We start from the raw sequence: 15778 nt of genomic DNA on the forward strand, positions 1-15778 counted from the left end.
CCATGCTTTCCAACCCAAACATCGATCTGGTATCGCGCTTTCTTCGACTGCCTCTGGAGCAGCGCAAGCAGTTCTACCAGCGCCTGCAAAGCCGTGGCATGAGCTTCGCCCAACTGCCCATCGCCTCCGTTCGCGAAAGCAACGACAACCTGCCGCTGTCCTATGCCCAGGAGCGCCAGTGGTTTCTCTGGCAGTTGGAGCCCGACAGTGCCGCCTATCATGTGCCCGGTGCATTGCGCCTGAGCGGACGCCTGGACATCGCGGCCTTGCAGCGCAGCTTCGATAGCCTGGTCGCGCGTCACGAAAGCCTGCGCACCCGCCTGCACCTGCAAGACGATCGCATGACCCAGCAGGTGCTGGCCCAGGCTTCGATCGAGATCGTCCTGGAGCCGATCGACGAAGCCCGCCTCAAGGAACGGGTCGAGGAGGAAATGGCCCGGCCTTTCGACCTGCTGCAAGGCCCATTGCTGCGGGCCAGTCTGCTGCACCTGGGTGAAGAAGAGCACGTGCTGGTGCTGGTGCAGCACCACATCGTGTCCGATGGCTGGTCGATGCAGGTCATGGTCCAGGAACTGATGCAGTTGTACGCCGCCTACAGCCAGGGGCAGGAGTGCGCGTTGCCGGCCCTGGCGATCCAGTATGCCGATTACGCCCTGTGGCAACGCAGCTGGATGGAGTCAGGGGAGAAGGCGCGGCAGCTGGAGTACTGGCTGGCGCTGCTCGGCGGTGTCCAGCCGGTGCTGGAGTTGCCGTTCGATCATCCACGCCCGGCACAACAGAGCTACCGTGGCGCACGCCTGGATGTGGCCCTGGAACAAGGGCTGGTAGCGGCACTCAAGGGGTTGGCCCAGCGTGAGGGCGTGACCCTGTTCATGGTCCTGCTGGCCTCGTTCCAGGCCTTGTTGCATCGCCACAGCGGCCAGCAGGACATCCGCGTCGGGGTGCCGATCGCCAACCGCAACCGAGTGGAAGTCGAGCGCCTGATCGGTTTCTTCGTCAATACCCAGGTGCTCAAGGCCGATATCGACGGGCAGCTGACGTTTGCGCAGCTTCTGCAGCAGGCCAAGCGCCGCGCGCTGGAAGCCCAGGCCCACCAGGACCTGCCGTTCGAGCAGTTGGTCGAGGCGCTGCAACCGGAGCGCAGCCTGAGCCACAACCCGTTGTTCCAGGTGATGTTCAACCACCAGGCCAATGCCCAGGCCGACGCCGGCGAGACGCAGTTGCCCGGCCTGCGAGTGGCCAGCCTGGAGTGGGATAACCAGAGCGCCCAGTTCGACCTGAGCCTGGACACCCAGGAAACCGCCGAGGGTATCTGGGCCTCCCTGACCTACGCCACCGACCTGTTCACCCACGCGAGCATCGAGCGCCTGGCGCGCCACTGGCAGAACCTGCTGCGCTCGGCCGTGGCCGATCCGACTTTGCCGATACAGGACCTGGCCCTGCTGGAGGCTGAAGAGCGCCAGCGCATCGTTCATCAGTGGAACGCCACCGAGCGCGACTACCCGCTGCAATGCCAGGTGCACCAGTTGATCGAGGAACAGGTAGCCCTGGCTCCCGAAGCCCCGGCCCTGGTCTTTGGTCAGCAGCGCCTGAGCTATGCCGAACTCAACCGCCGGGCCAACCGCTTGGCCCATCGCCTGATCCAGGCCGGGGTCGGCCCGGATGTGCTGGTGGGGCTGGCGGTGGAGCGCTCGATCGAAATGGTGGTGGGCCTGCTGGCGGTACTCAAGGCCGGTGGTGCCTATGTGCCGTTGGACCCGGAATACCCGCGCGAACGTCTGGCCTACATGCTCGAAGACAGTGGCGTGAAACTGCTGCTGACCCACGCGCATCTGCTGGAGCAGCTGCCGATTCCCCAGGGGCTGTCCAGCCTGGCGCTGGAGCAGGGGGAAGCGTGGCTGGAGCACTACAGCGAAGAAAATCCGCAGATCGCCCTGGACGGTGAGAACCTCGCCTACGTGATCTACACCTCCGGCTCCACCGGCCAGCCCAAGGGCGCCGGCAACCGGCATTCGGCGCTGCTCAACCGGCTGTGCTGGATGCAGGAGGCCTATGGCCTGGGGGCTGGCGACACGGTCCTGCAGAAGACCCCGTTCAGCTTCGACGTTTCGGTGTGGGAGTTCTTCTGGCCGCTGATGACGGGCGCGCGGCTGGTGGTGGCGGCGCCGGGGGATCATCGCGACCCGGCCCGGTTGGTCAGCCTGATCAATAGCGAGCAGGTCACGACCCTGCACTTCGTGCCGTCGATGCTGCAGGCCTTCCTGCAGGATCGTGATGTGGGTTCGTGCACCAGCCTGCAACGCATCGTTTGCAGCGGCGAAGCATTGCCGGTGGATGCCCAGCAGCAAGTGTTCGCCAAGTTGCCAAAGGCCGGGTTGTACAACCTGTATGGCCCGACCGAGGCCGCGATCGACGTGACCCACTGGACCTGTGTCGATGAAGGCCGCGATGGCGTGCCGATCGGCCGGCCGATCGCCAACCTGGGCTGCTACATCCTGGACAGCAACTTCGAACCGGTGCCGGTGGGTGTGCTGGGCGAGCTGTACCTGGGTGGCGTGGGCCTGGCCCGTGGTTACCATCGTCGTCCGGCCTTGAGCGCCGAACGCTTCGTGGCCCATCCGTTCGTGGCCGGCGAGCGCCTTTATCGTACCGGTGACCTGGCGCGTTATCGCGAAGACGGGGTGATCGAATACGCCGGGCGTATCGACCACCAGGTCAAGCTGCGAGGCCTGCGCATCGAGTTGGGCGAGATCGAAGCGCGACTGCTGGAGCACGAGCGGGTACGTGAGGCCGCGGTACTGGCGGTGGATAACCAGCACCTGGTGGGTTACCTGGTGCTGGACGGCGCGGGCGAAGACTGGCGCGAAGTGCTGAGTGTCCACCTGGCCGCGCACCTGCCGGACTACATGGTGCCGGCGCAGTGGGTGGTGCTGGAGCAGATGCCGCTGAGCCCCAACGGCAAGCTGGATCGCAAGGCTTTGCCCAAGCCGGACAAGGCGCAGTCCGCCCAAGCCTATGAGGCTCCACAAAGTCTTTTGGAGCAGCAGATCGCCGCGATCTGGGCCGAGGTGCTGGGTATCGAGCAGGTGGGCCTGAACGATAACTTCTTCGAGCGTGGCGGCGATTCGATCATCTCGATCCAGGTGGTCAGCCGGGCCCGGGCGGCCGGGATCCACTTCACCCCCAAGGCGTTGTTCCAGCACCAGACCGTGCGCAGCCTGGCGCGGGTGGCCCAGTTGCAGGCCGTGCAGGTGATCGACCAGGGGCCGGTGCAGGGCGAGACACCATTGCTGCCTTTCCAGCAGCTGTTTTTCGCCATGGACCTGCCGGATCGGCATCACTGGAACCAGTCCTTGCTGTTGACGCCGCGCCAACCGGTGCGCGCGGACCTGTTGGAAGCGGCACTCCAGGCGCTGGTGGTGCATCACGATGTGCTGCGCCTGAGCTTCAACCCGCAGCCTGACGGCTGGAAGGCCCGGCATGATGCTGTGGCAACGACCTTGCTCTGGCAGGCCCGCCTGGAGACTGCCGATGAGCTGCAAGAGCTGTGCGAACGCGCCCAGCGCAGCCTCGATCTGCAACAGGGCCGGTTGTTGCGGGCGGTGCTGGCTGAGTTGCCCGATGGCAGCCAGCGACTGTTGCTGGTCATGCACCACCTGGTGGTGGATGGCGTTTCCTGGCGGATCTTCCTCGAAGATTTGCAGAACCTTTATCAGCAGTCGGTCGAGGGTCGCCAGCAGCGGTTGCCGGCCAAGACGTCGGCGTTCAAGACCTGGGCCGAGCGCCTGCAAGCCCATGCCCGCAGCGCCGCGATGCACCAGGAACAAGACTACTGGCAGCAACAGTTGCAGGGCGTGAGTGCCGAATTGCCGTGCCGCGATCCCCGGGGCGCTCGTCCGGGACGCCTGGCCCGGACCCTGGTCAGCCAGCTCGATGCGCAGCGTACCCGGCAACTGCTGCAGCAGGCGCCCACGGCCTATCGGACACAGATCAACGACCTGCTGCTGACGGCCCTGGCCCGGGTGATCTGCCGCTGGACCGGTCATGCCTCCAGCCTGGTCCAGCTCGAGGGCCACGGCCGCGAGGAGCTGTTCGAGGACCTGGACCTGACGCGCACCCTGGGCTGGTTCACCAGCCTGTTCCCGGTGCGCCTGACCCCGGCCGCCGACCTGGCGGGCTCGATCAAGCAGGTCAAGGAGCAGCTGCGCGCTGTGCCGAACAAGGGCCTGGGTTTTGGTGCCTTGCGCTACCTCGGGGACGAGCAGACCCGCCAGGCCTTCAGCCTGTTGCCGGTGCCGCGCATCACCTTCAACTACCTGGGGCAGGTCGATGGCAGCTTCGACCAGCCAGACGGCCTGTTCACCCCGGCGGCGGAAAGCACCGGCGCCGAGCAGAGCCCCGAGGCCGCGCTGGGTAACTGGCTGACCCTCAACGGCCAGGTATATGGCGGCGAGTTGCATATGAGCTGGACCTTCAGCCCGCTGATGTTCGATGAAGCGGTGATCGAACAGTTGAGCCAGGACTATGCCCGCGAACTGGCGGCCCTGGTGGAGCACTGCTGCACTCCGGGTAACGTTGGCGTCACCGCTTCGGACTTCCCCCTGGCCAGGCTGACCCAGCCCCAGCTCGAGTCCCTGCCCCTGGTGGCTAGCGACATCGAGGACATCTATGCCCTGTCGCCAATGCAGCAGGGCATGTTGTTCCATACCCTGTACGAGCAGACGGCGGGCGACTACATCAACCAGATCCGGGTCACGGTCGACAACCTGGATGTGAGCCGTTTCCGACAGGCCTGGCAGGCCACGGTGCAGGCCCAGGAAGTGCTGCGCAGCGGCTACTTCTGGCAAGGCCAGCTGGAATGGCCGTGCCAGGTGGTCTATCGCCAGGCCAGCCTGCCGATCGAAGAACTCGATTGGCGCGCCATGCCCGAGCTCGAACAAGAGCTGCAGAACCTGCAGCAAGCCCAGCGTCGCCAGGGTTTCGACCTGGCCCGGGCGCCCCTGGTGCGAGTGCTGCTGGTGCGTACGGGTGAGCAGCGCCATGAGCTGATCTACACCAACCATCACATCCTCATGGACGGTTGGAGCAATTCGCGGTTGTTTGGTGAAGTATTGCAACGCTATGCCGGCGTAGCGGTGCCGGAGGCCAGTGGCCGCTATCGCGACTACATCGGCTGGTTGCAACAACGGGATGCCAAGGCGACCGAGGCCTTCTGGCGCGAGCAGTTGAGCCAGTTGCCGGCACCGACGCGCTTGGGCAGCAACCTGCCCTTGGCTGCACAGGGCCATGGCGAGTACCGCTGGGCCCTGGATGCCGAGCTGACCGGACGCCTGGAAGCTTTCGCCCGCAGCCAGAAAGTCACCCTCAACACCTTGATCCAGGCAGCCTGGCTGATCCTGCTGCAACGCCATAGCGGGCAGTCGGTGGTGACCTTCGGCGCCACCGTGGCCGGTCGCCCGGCTGAATTGGCCGGGATCGAGCAGCAAATCGGTTTGTTCATCAATACCTTGCCAGTGATTTGCGCCGTCGATGCCCAGCGTTCGGTGGCGCAGTGGCTGCAGGATGTGCAGGAGCGCAACCTGGCCCTGCGCGAACATGAACACACCGCGTTGTACGACATCCAGCGCTGGGCCAGCCAGGGTGGCGAAGCACTGTTCGACAATATCCTGGTGTTCGAGAACTACCCGGTATCCAAGGCGCTGGAGCAGGGCGGCAGCGGTATCGGCTTTGGTGTGCCTCAGGCGCACGAGCAGACCAGCTATCCCTTGACCCTGCTGGTGGACCTTGGCGAGACACTGTCATTGCAATTCAGCTTCGCCCGGGCCAGTTTCACCGCGCAAAGCGTGGAGTCCTATGGTCGGCACCTGACCAACCTGCTGCTGGGTATGCTGGCCGACAGTACCCGGAGCCTGGGTGAGCTGCCGATGCTCGACCTTGCCGAGCGGCGCCAGGTGCTGGAGCAATGGAACGCCACCGAGCGCGACTACCCGCTGCAACGCCAGGTGCACCAGTTGATCGAGGAACAGGTGGCCCTGGCTCCCGAAGCCCCGGCCCTGGTCTTTGGTCAGCAGCGCCTGAGCTATGCCGAACTCAACCGCCGGGCCAACCGCCTGGCCCATCGCCTGATCCAGGCCGGGGTCGGGCCGGATGTGCTGGTGGGGCTGGCGGTGGAGCGCTCGATCGAAATGGTGGTGGGCCTGCTGGCGGTACTCAAGGCCGGTGGCGCCTATGTGCCGCTGGACCCGGAATACCCACGCGAACGTCTGGCCTACATGCTCGAAGACAGCGGCGTGAAACTGCTGCTGACCCAGGCGCATTTGCTGGAGCAGCTGCCACTTGGCGGTGAGGTGGAATGTCTGGCCCTGGATCAGCTCGAAGCCAGCCTGGCGGGTTACAGCGAAGAAAATCCGCAGATCGCCCTGGGCGGTGAGAACCTGGCTTACGTGATCTACACCTCCGGCTCCACCGGCCAGCCCAAGGGCGCCGGCAACCGGCATTCGGCGCTGCTCAACCGCCTGTGCTGGATGCAGGAGGCTTATGCCCTGGGTGCTGGCGACACGGTCTTGCAAAAGACCCCGTTCAGCTTCGATGTCTCGGTATGGGAGTTCTTCTGGCCGCTGATGACCGGCGCGCGGCTGGTGGTGGCGGCGCCGGGGGATCATCGTGATCCAGCCCGCTTGGTCAGCCTGATCAACAGCGAGCAGGTCACGACCCTGCACTTCGTACCGTCGATGCTGCAGGCCTTCCTGCAGGATCGTGATGTGGGTTCGTGCACCAGCCTGCAACGCATCGTTTGCAGCGGCGAAGCATTGCCGGTGGATGCCCAGCAGCAAGTGTTCGCCAAGTTGCCAAAGGCCGGGTTGTACAACCTGTATGGCCCGACCGAAGCGGCAATCGATGTGACCCACTGGACCTGTGTCGATGAAGGCCGCGACGGTGTGCCGATCGGCCGGCCGATCGCCAACCTGGGCTGCTACATCCTGGACAGCAACTTCGAACCGGTGCCGGTGGGTGTGCTGGGCGAGCTGTACCTGGGTGGCGTGGGCCTGGCCCGTGGTTACCATCGTCGTCCGGCCTTGAGCGCCGAACGCTTCGTGGCCCATCCGTTCGTGGCCGGCGAGCGCCTTTATCGTACCGGCGACCTGGCGCGTTATCGCGAAGACGGGGTGATCGAATACGCCGGGCGTATCGACCACCAGGTCAAGCTGCGAGGCCTGCGCATCGAGTTGGGCGAGATCGAAGCGCGACTGCTGGAGCACGAGCGTGTGCGCGAGGCCGCGGTACTGGCGGTGGATAACCAGCACCTGGTGGGTTACCTGGTGCTGGAAGGCGCGGGCGAAGACTGGCGCGAAGTACTGAGTGCCCACCTGGCCGCGCACCTGCCGGACTACATGGTGCCGGCGCAGTGGGTGGTGTTGGAGCAGATGCCGCTGAGCCCCAACGGCAAGCTGGACCGCAAGGTCCTGCCCAAGCCCGATGCCAGCTTGCAGGCACGGGAGTACGTGGCACCGCAGAGCGCGCTGGAGCAGCAGGTTGCGCAGATCTGGGCGCAGGTACTGGAAGTGGAGCGCGTCGGCTTGAAGGACAACTTCTTCGAGTTGGGCGGACACTCGTTGCTGGCCACGCAAGTGGTGGTGCGATTGCGCGAGCAGCTGCACAGCGAGATCGACGTCAAGTCGATCTTCACCACACCGACCCTGGTCGAGTTCTGTGCCCATGTCGCAGCGCAGCAGACAAATATTTCGCCGGTGCAGGATGCATTGGCTAAATCCCTGGAGGCCCTCAAACGTCTATCAGCAGAAGATTTGGATAAATTGACTTCCTGAGGGGCGTGGCGTGCAAGCATTAATCGAGTCGGTGGGTTCTCTTTCTGCGCAAGAAAAGAAAGCGTTGGCGGTACTGCTCAAACAGCAAGGCATCAACCTGTTCGAGATCGCCCCGCTTTTCAAGCGCCAGCAGGATGAACCGCTACGACTCTCTTATGCCCAGGAGCGGCAGTGGTTTCTCTGGCAATTGGAGCCCGAGAGTACGGCATATCATGTGCCTCGGGCGCTGCGCCTGACTGGACCGCTGGATCTGGCAGCATTGCAGCGCAGCTTCGATACCCTGGTGGCGCGCCATGAAAGCCTGCGTACTTGCCTGCAGCAGGATGGCGACAACACCTTGCAGGTCATCCGGCCGCAAATGCCCATCGAGATCCTGGTGGTCGATGCCGACGAAGCGCGGTTGCAGGGCCTGGTGGAAGCACAGATCGCGCGTCCCTTCGACCTGCAGCAGGGGCCATTGCTGCGCGTGAGCCTGCTGCGCCTGGCCGAGGATGAGCATGTCCTGGTGCTGGTCCAGCACCATATCGTCTCCGATGGCTGGTCGATGCAGGTGATGGTCGACGAGCTGGTGCAGCTGTATGCCGCCTGCACCCAGGGGCGCGAGCTGCAACTGCCGGAGTTGCCGATCCAGTACGCCGACTACGCGCTGTGGCAGCGCAGTTGGATGGAGGCTGGCGAGAAGGAGCGCCAGCTGGGGTATTGGCTGGATCGGTTGGGTGGCACGCAACCGGTTCTGGAACTGCCCCTGGACTATCCGCGTCCCGCTATCCAGAGCCATCGTGGCGCTCGAGTGGACATGACGCTGGAGGGCGAGTTGTTCGCCAGGCTCAAGGCCGTCGCCCAGCGCGAAGGCGTGACGCTGTTCATGTTGCTGCTGGCTTCGTTCCAGACCTTGCTGTATCGCTACAGTGGCCAGTCCGATATCCGTGTCGGCGTACCGACCGCCAACCGCAACCGGGTGGAAACCGAGCGCCTGATCGGCTTCTTCGTCAATACCCAAGTGCTCAAGGCCGATATCGATGGCCAGATGTCCTTCGTCCAGTTGCTGCAACAAGTCAAGCAGCGCGCGATAGAGGCCCAGGCCCACCAGGACTTGCCGTTCGAACAGTTGGTGGAGGCCCTGCAGCCGGAACGTAGCCTGAGCCACAACCCGTTGTTCCAGGTGATGTTCAACCACCAGACCGATGCCCGTGGGGGCAAGGGTGCCGGTCCGGTGTCCGGGCTGCAGGTGCAGAGCCTGGAGTGGGAAAGCCAGACCGCGCAATTCGACCTCAACCTGGATACCCAGGAGTCCGCCGAGGGTCTGCTGGCGTCCTTGACCTACGCCAGCGACCTGTTCCACAGCGAAACCGCGCAACGCCTGTTGCAACACTGGCAGAACCTCCTGCAGTCGGTCGCGGCCAACGCCTCTTTGCGCGTCGATGAGTTGCCCATGCTAGACGACGCGCAATGGCAGCGGATCGTGCATGGATGGAATGCCACCGAATTCGACTATCCGCGTGAGCAAGGGGTGCACCAGCTTTTCGAAGCCCTGGCCCTGGCACGTCCCGGGGCGCTGGCCCTGCAGTTCGACGACCAGTCCCTGACCTATGCCGAGCTCAACCAGCGCGCCAACCGCGTGGCCCATCGCCTGATCACCATGGGCGTCGGCCCGGATGTGCTGGTGGCGGTGAGCGTGGAGCGCTCCGCGCAAATGGTCATCAGCCTGTTGGCGACGCTCAAGGCCGGTGGCGCCTATGTGCCGCTGGACCCGCAATACCCGGCCGATCGTCTGGCCTACATGCTCGAGGACAGCAAGGCCCGGGTGTTGCTGACCCAGCAGCACCTGCGCCAGCGTCTGCCTCAGCCAGCGCAACTGCAGATATTGCTGGTGGAGGAGGCCGAGGCCGATGCCACCTGCCCGGTGGACAATCCACAGGTAAGCCTTTCACCCGAGCACCTGGCCTATGTGATCTACACCTCCGGTTCCACCGGCAAGCCCAAGGGTGTGATGGTGCGGCACCAGGCGCTGAGCAGTTTCACCAGTGGCATGGCCACGACCCTGGAGATTGGCGCCGATGCGCGGGTGTTGTCGCTGACCACCTTCTCCTTCGATATTTTTGCCCTTGAGCTCTATGTACCGCTGACTACGGGCGCTACCGTGATCCTGGGGGACAAGGAGTTGGCCCTGGACCCGGAGGCCATTCTCGATCTATTGCAAACCCGCAGCGCCAGCGTCTTGCAGGCGACTCCATCGACCTGGCGCATGTTGCTGGACAGTCCGCGTGCCAGCGCAATGCTGCGGGGTATCAAGTGCCTGTGTGGCGGTGAGGCGCTGCCGGCCGACCTGGCCAAGCGCATGCTCGAACTGCAAGGCGCGGTCTGGAACCTGTATGGGCCTACCGAGACCACTATCTGGTCGGCGGCCCACCGGCTGGTCGAGGCGCAGCCCTTCGTTGGCCGGCCGATCGCCAACACCTCGCTGTTCATCCTCGACGGTGGATTGACTCCTTGCCCGCAGGGCGCGGCTGGCGAGCTGTTGATCGGTGGCGTCGGCCTGGCTCGGGGCTACCACGAACGCCCAGCGATGACCGCCGAGCGCTTCGTTCCCCATCCGTTTTCCACCAGCGGCGAGCGCGTCTATCGCACAGGTGACTTGTCGCGTTATCGCGCCGAGGGGATCGTGGAGTACATCGGCCGGGTCGACCACCAGGTCAAGGTGCGCGGTTTCCGTATCGAGCTGGGCGAGATCGAGGCGTGCTTGCGTGAGCAGCCCGCTGTGCGCGAAGCAGCGGTGCTGGCTGACAATGATCGGCTGATTGCGTACCTGGTGACTCACCAGGTCACTGCCGAAGCCGACCAGGCGACATTGCGCGAACAGTTCAAGGCGGCCATGCGTGAGGCCTTGCCGGACTACATGGTACCGGCCTACCTGATCTTCCTCGAGCGCATGCCACTGACCCCCAATGGCAAGCTGGACCGCAAGGCCCTGCCCAAACCCGATGCGAGCCTGCTGCAAAAACGCCATGTGGCACCGGTCAGCGAAAGAGAGCAGCAAGTCGCGGCGATCTGGGCCGATGTGCTCGGGGCGCAGCAGGTCGGGCTCGAAGACCACTTCTTTGAGTTGGGCGGCCATTCGCTGCTGGCCACCCGCGTGGTCTCGCGGGTGCGCCAGGCACTGGGTATCGAGGTGGCCCTCAAGGCGCTGTTCGAACAACCGGTACTGGGCGACTTTGTCCAGGCGTTGGGGCAGGGCGGGGCGCAGATGGCGACTATCGCCAGGATCGATCGCGATCAGCCTCCGGCCTTGTCCTATGCCCAGGAACGCCAGTGGTTCCTCTGGCAGTTGGAGCCACAAAGCGCTGCCTACCATATTCCCGGTGCGCTGCGCCTGACGGGACAGCTGGATCGTACCGCCTTGCAGCGAGCTTTCGATGCTCTGGCGGCACGTCATGAAACCCTGCGCACCCGATTCGCCATCGATGGCCTGCATGCCGTCCAGGTGGTCGGGGAAAATAGCGCCCAACCTGTGGAGTACGAGGTCTTGCCAGCGGTCGACGCCGCTCGGTTGCAGGAGCGGATCGAGGCCGAGATCGCCCGACCGTTCGACCTGCGCGAAGGCCCGCTGCTGCGGGTCAAGCTGTTGCGCCTGGCCGAAGATGAGCATGTCCTGGTGCTGGTGCTGCACCATATCGTTGCCGATGCCTGGTCGATGCAGGTGATGGTAGATGAGCTGGTTCGGCTGTATGCCGCCTACAGCCAGGGGCAGGAGTTGCAGCTGCCGGAGCTGCCGATCCAGTACGCCGATTACGCGGCCTGGCAACGCAACTGGATGGAGGCCGGGGAGAAGCAGCGGCAACTTGAGTACTGGCGTGGCCAATTGGGCCAGGTGCAGCCGGTGCTGGAACTGCCTCTGGATCATCCGCGGCCGGCTACGCAAAGCCATCGTGGCGCGCGCCTGGACCTGGCGCTGGATGCGCCTTTGGTCGTGCAGCTCAAGGGCGTGGCCCAACGTGAAGGCGTGACGCTGTTCATGGTGTTGTTGGCCTCGTTCCAGGCCTTGTTGTATCGCTACAGTGGCCAGGCCGATATCCGCATCGGGGTGCCGATCGCCAACCGCAACCGAGTCGAGACCGAGGGCTTGATCGGCTTCTTCGTCAACACCCAGGTGCTCAAGGCCGATATCGATGGCCGGATGTCCTTCGTCGAGCTATTGCAGCAGGTCAAGCGCAGCGCCCTGGAGGCCCAGGCCCACCAGGACCTGCCGTTCGAGCAACTGGTGGAAGCGCTGCAGCCGGAGCGCAGCCTGAGCCATAACCCGCTGTTCCAGGTGATGTACAACCATCAGAGCGAGGCTTCGGGCGCCGCTGGACCGCAGCAGTTGCCCGGGCTGCGAGTGGAGGGCCTGGAGTGGGACAGCCACACGGCCCACTTCGATCTGAGCCTGGATACCTCTGAGTCCGCCGAAGGCATCTGGGCTTCCCTGACCTATGCCACGGACTTGTTCGATACCGCGACCGTGCAGCGCCTGGCCCGGGACTGGCAAGCCATGTTGCAAGCCTTGGCCAGTGCGCCGGCGAGCCTGGTCGGCGAGTTGGAGTTGGTCGGTGGCGCTGATCGGCAGCGCATGCTCGAGCAGTGGAATGCCGCTGATGGCGCCTTGCCGGCCACGAACAGTGTCCATGGGCTGTTCGAGGTCCAGGCCGGGCTGCGTCCCGCAGCCTTGGCCCTGATGCTCGACGGACAGTCGATGAGCTACGCCGAGTTGAACCAGGAGGCCAACCGCCTGGCGCATTACCTGATCGAGCAGGGTGTTGGCCCGGAAGTGCTGGTCGGCGTGGCGGTAGAGCGTTCCTTCTCCATGGTGGTGAGCCTGTTGGCGGTGCTCAAGGCAGGCGGTGCCTATGTCCCTCTGGATCCGGAGTACCCACGCGAGCGCCTGGTGCACATGCTCGAGGATAGCCAGCTGCGCCTGGTCCTGACCCAGTCCCACCTACGCCAGCGCTTGCCGTTGCCACTGGAGCTGGCGGTGTTGGACCTGGACCTTGCCCGGCAGCGTCTGCAGCAGTGTCCGGTGAACGATCCGCAAGTGGTGGTCGATCCCCTCAGCCTGGCCTATGTGATCTATACCTCGGGATCGACCGGCAAGCCCAAGGGCGTGGCCATCAACCATGCTGCCCTGAGCCAGTTCGCGCAGATCGCCGCGGACTATTCACGCTTGGCCTGCGACGATCGAGTATTGCAGTTCGCGACATTGAACTTCGATGGTTTCGTCGAGCAGCTGTATCCAGCCTTGACCCGGGGAGCGAGCGTGGTGCTGCGTGGTCCCGAGCTGTGGGACAGCGCCCGGCTGTACCAGGAAATCATGGCCCAGGGCATTACCCTGGCGGACCTGCCGACAGCCTACTGGAACCTGTTCCTGCTCGATTGCCAGGCGGCCGGTGCGCGTTCCTACGGCAACCTGCGGCAGATCCACATCGGTGGCGAGGCGATGCCGCTGGATGGCCCGGCCCAATGGCTTCGCAGTGGCGCAGGGCATGTGCGGTTGTTGAATACCTATGGCCCGACCGAGGCCACTGTGGTTTCCAGTGTGCTCGATTGCTCTTCTCTCGATGAAATCACTGGCGCCACCGCCAGCCCCATTGGTCGTTCGCTTCCCGGCCGGGCCCTGTATGTCCTGGACCGCGACCTGAACCTGGCCCCACTGGGGGTGGTGGGCGAGCTGTACATCGGCAGTGCCAGGGGGTTGGCACGGGCCTACCTGCAACGGCCACTGTTGACGGCAGAGCGCTTCGTTCCCGATCCCTTCGGTGAGGTTGGCGAGCGCTTGTACCGTACGGGCGACCTGGCGCGTTATCGCGCCGATGGGGTGATCGAATATGCCGGGCGGATCGACCACCAGGTGAAGATCCGTGGCTTCCGCATCGAGCTGGGAGAGATCGAGGCGCTTTTGCTGGCCCAGGACTCTGTACGTGAAACGGTGGTATTGGCTGCAGATGGCCAGTTGGTCGCTTACCTGGTGGCGAGCGAGGTCCATGAGTCGCCCGCCGCGCAACAGGTGTCGGGCGATGAACTCAAGGTTGCATTGCGCGAGCAGTTGCCGGACTACATGGTGCCGGCGCACTTGGTATTCCTCGAGCGGATGCCGTTGAACCCCAACGGCAAGCTGGATCGTGCGGCATTGCCACGCCCGGATATGAGCCAGGCACATAAGGCCTGGGTGGCTCCGCAGAGTGAGACCGAGCGGCAGGTCGCGGCGATCTGGGCGCAGATCCTGGATGTCGAGCGCGTTGGCTTGACCGATCACTTCTTCGAACTGGGCGGGCATTCCTTGCTGGCCATGCAGGTGGTCTCGCGCTTGCGCCAGGTTCTCGGGCTTGAGGTGCCTCTCAGGACGTTGTTCGAACAGCCACGCTTGGACGCCTTCGTGGGCGCCTTGCCGAGCGCCGGGCTGGCGTCCACCGCTCCGGCGATGGTCGTGGTCGATCGGGATCGTCCGTTGGCACTGTCCTATGCCCAGGAGCGCCAGTGGTTCCTCTGGCAGCTGGAGCCTGAAAGCTCGGCCTACCATGTGCCCAGCGCGCTGCGCTTGAAGGGCCTGCTGGATCGTGCCGCCTTGCAGCGCAGTTTCGACACCCTGGTGGCGCGCCATGAGAGCCTGCGCACCCATCTGCACCAGGACGGTGAGCGAGCTGTCCAGGTCATTGGTGCCCAGGCCTCGGTCGAGATCGCTTGCGCCGATACCGATGAAGACAATCTCAAGTCCCGGGTTCAGGCCCTGATCGCGCGTCCCTTCGATCTGCAACAGGGGCCCTTGTTGCGAGTCCAGTTGCTGCGCCTGGCCGAGGATGACCACGTGCTGGTCATGGTCCAGCACCACATCGTCTCCGATGGTTGGTCGATGCAGGTGATGGTCGATGAGTTGGTGCAGCTGTATTCGGCCTACAGCCTGAATGAAGAGCTGCAACTGCCGGCCTTGCCGATCCAGTACGCCGACTATGCCGCCTGGCAGCGCGAATGGATGGGGGCCGGGGAAAAGGCTCGCCAGTTGGACTACTGGCGTGGGCTGCTGGGTGGTGAACAACCCGTGCTGGAACTGCCCACCGATCATCAGCGTCCGGCGGTACAGAGCCATCGTGGCGCGCGGCTGGAGCTGGCGCTGGATACTCGTTTGGTTGGCGGCTTGCGAGCCTTGGCCCAGCGCGAAGGCGTAACGATGTTCATGCTGTTGCTGGCCTCGTTCCAGACCTTGCTGCACCGCTACAGCGGCCAGCAGGACATCCGCGTCGGGGTGCCGATCGCCAACCGCAACCGGGTGGAAGTCGAGCGCCTGATCGGTTTCTTCGTCAACACCCAGGTACTCAAGGCCGATATCGACGGGCAGATGACCGTCGACCAGTTGCTGGCGCAGGTCAAGCAACGGGCCCTGGAAGCCCAGGCCCACCAGGACCTGCCGTTCGAGCAACTGGTGGAGGCGCTGCAGCCGGAGCGCAGCTTGAGCCTCAACCCGCTGTTCCAGGTGATGTTCAACCACCAGGCCCAGGCGCGCCTGGCCAGTGCCAGGCGCCAGGCGTCCGGGCTGCGCTTGGAAGCACTGGAATGGGACAGCCAGACCGCGCACTTCGACCTGGACCTCGACATCAATGAGGCGGCCGATGACATCTGGGCATCGTTTGGCTACGCCACCGACCTGTTCGAGGCCTCGACCATCGAGCGTATGGCCCGCCACTGGCAGAACCTGCTGCAGGCGATGGTCGCCGACCAGCAACAAGCCATCGGCCAGCTGAACCTGCTGGACGAGGCGGAGCAGCGGCAGATCATCCAGCTCTGGGATCGGACCGATTCTGGCTTCCCGGCCACGCGCCTGGTGCACGAGCTGGTGGCCGACCGTGCCCGGGAAACTCCCGAGGCGGTGGCGGTGATCTTCGGTGAGCAACAGCTGACCTACGGCGAGCTGGAGCGCAGCGCCAACC

The 15778-nt window shown here is 64.5% G+C and carries 2 protein-coding genes; both read left to right on the top strand.

What is annotated here, in order from left to right; genetic code table 11:
• Positions 1-2: 2 nt before the first annotated feature.
• The gene (locus AC3WK8_RS30205; RefSeq protein WP_492574094.1) at positions 3-7826 is read left to right on the top strand and encodes an amino acid adenylation domain-containing protein; all 7824 of its coding nucleotides are present in this window, start codon (positions 3-5) and stop codon (positions 7824-7826) included.
• A 10-nt stretch (positions 7827-7836) separates the two neighbouring features.
• Positions 7837-15778 (top strand): amino acid adenylation domain-containing protein (locus tag AC3WK8_RS30210; protein ID WP_492574096.1); only part of this gene is annotated, 7942 nt, incomplete at its 3' end.

This window comes from Pseudomonas sp. FW507-12TSA (genome assembly GCF_058781435.1).

Coding starts and splice junctions, on each gene's coding strand:
- AC3WK8_RS30205 (WP_492574094.1), top strand. CDS start 3: ATGCTTTCCAACCCAAACATCGATCTGGTATCGCGCTTTCTTCGACTG.